General features: G+C 41.6%; 2 protein-coding genes. Both read right to left on the reverse strand.

The window, feature by feature from the left end:
* Nucleotides 1-62: 62 nt before the first annotated feature.
* Nucleotides 63-980 carry an IS3 family transposase gene (locus tag FFM70_RS13725; protein ID WP_307722492.1) on the reverse strand — a complete coding sequence of 306 codons (918 nt, stop codon included), beginning with the start codon at nucleotides 978-980 and terminating at the stop codon, nucleotides 63-65.
* On the reverse strand, nucleotides 938-1,618 hold the full coding sequence (locus tag FFM70_RS13730; protein WP_137617404.1) for a transposase: 681 nt from the start codon (nucleotides 1,616-1,618) through the stop codon (nucleotides 938-940). Before FFM70_RS13730 ends, FFM70_RS13725 begins: the two co-directional genes overlap by 43 nt.
* Nucleotides 1,619-1,660: the final 42 nt, after the last annotated feature.

Here is a 1,660-nt window from a genome sequence, read left to right on the forward strand (position 1 = left end):
GTGCACTGTACCCTGTCAAGTTGACACTTGAAATAATATAAAATTTGTTTGTCTTGTCTGTTTTATGAAATGGCTTGATTCCGGTATTCTACCGGGGTCTGGCCATTTCTTTTTTCTGATCGAACTTTTTCATTAAAATATTTAATTCCACTTTCAACTAGCTCTTGTAAGCCAGAAAGTGTTGTAGGCATTTCGTGTCCATCCACCCAATTCAGTTTAAAGTCATTCCACCAGCGTTCAATCGGTGCGTTGTCATATGGTGTGCCTGGTCGCGACATGCTGTGTTTGATATGATGATTTTCTAAATAAAAATTGAAATTTTTAGCGGTGTAAGCTGAACCACGATCTGTGTGTATTAGTGGTGTAACAGTGCCTTCAGCTTGAAATGCTCGCTGAAAGCATTGAATTGCTGCTTCGGTGGTCTCTGTTGGACTAAGCACGTATGAAAGTACTTGGCGGCCATACAAATCCAAAACAGCTCCTAAACGAATCTTATTTTCCCCATGGACGCCATAACGCAATTCAGTAAAATCCGTTAACCAAGCTTGATTGGGGGCGGTGACATCGAATTGCTGGTTTAAAATATTTGCTCTAATTTCCTGTTCTTTGCGAGTAATACGATCTTGCTTCTTTTGACGAATCCGACAAGTGAGGTTTAAGTCTCGCATGACGCGTGTCATGCGCTTCCGACCAATTATTTCTGATACTTCAATGTCATGGTTTAAGTAAAGCGCTAACTGACGAGTTCCAAGGCAACCATTGTGTTCCTTAAAATAGAACTTAACCTTATCTTCGATTAGCTTATTCATGCGATCTCGGGCTGATTCTGTCCGGTTTAGCCACTTGTAATAGGCTTGACGACTGACACCAGCGAGTTCACACAACTTATTAGTAATCCGCTTGGTTTTAGCGCTCATTTCTTTGATAACTTGGTAAACTATCCCTCCCGATTGCGTATTTCTTGCAGTTTTTTTGCGAATTCTACCGCCGTTTCGTTAGCTTTGGCCTGGGCTTTTAACTGCCTGTTCTCAAGCTTGAGGCGTTCTATTTCAGTCATCTCAGTTTCAGACTTAGTCCGACCACGACCATCGATCAGGGCTTCAAAACCATCCTTGTCTGACTTCAATACCCAATTACGGACTTGCTGATAGGAAACTTGAAATTTTGCTGCGGAACCGTTGTAATCACGGTTATGGGCAATGGTATATTCAACGATTTTAATTCGTTCTTCAAAAGTAGTTTTACGACTCATAGTTGGGACCTTCCTAGCCGGCGTTGCCGTTAATTTGTTAGTCCCATTATACTGATACTTTTGAATCCAGTCTCGCAATTGTTTGTGGCTGCGAAGCCCGTAGCGCTGAGCAATGGTAGACAAACCACCTTGACCGTCAAGATAGGCATTAACTGCGGCTAGCTTAGTTTCCTCACTGTACCGTGTCCAGTGACGCATTTCTGATAGCCCTGATATTCCATCACGTTCATATAGGGCACGCCAACGTCTGAATGCGGTCAAACCAATACCATATTTTCGACAATAATCTTTTTTTGAGAGACCGGCTTTACTTAATCCAGTCAGAATTGATAATTTTTCTTCGGCGGTATATTTAGATCTAGGCATAGAAAAGTCCCCTTAAAGTTGAGAGATGAATTATAATATTTC

The sequence above is a fragment of the Lactiplantibacillus nangangensis genome, from assembly GCF_005405065.1.
GTDB lineage: Bacteria > Bacillota > Bacilli > Lactobacillales > Lactobacillaceae > Lactiplantibacillus > Lactiplantibacillus nangangensis.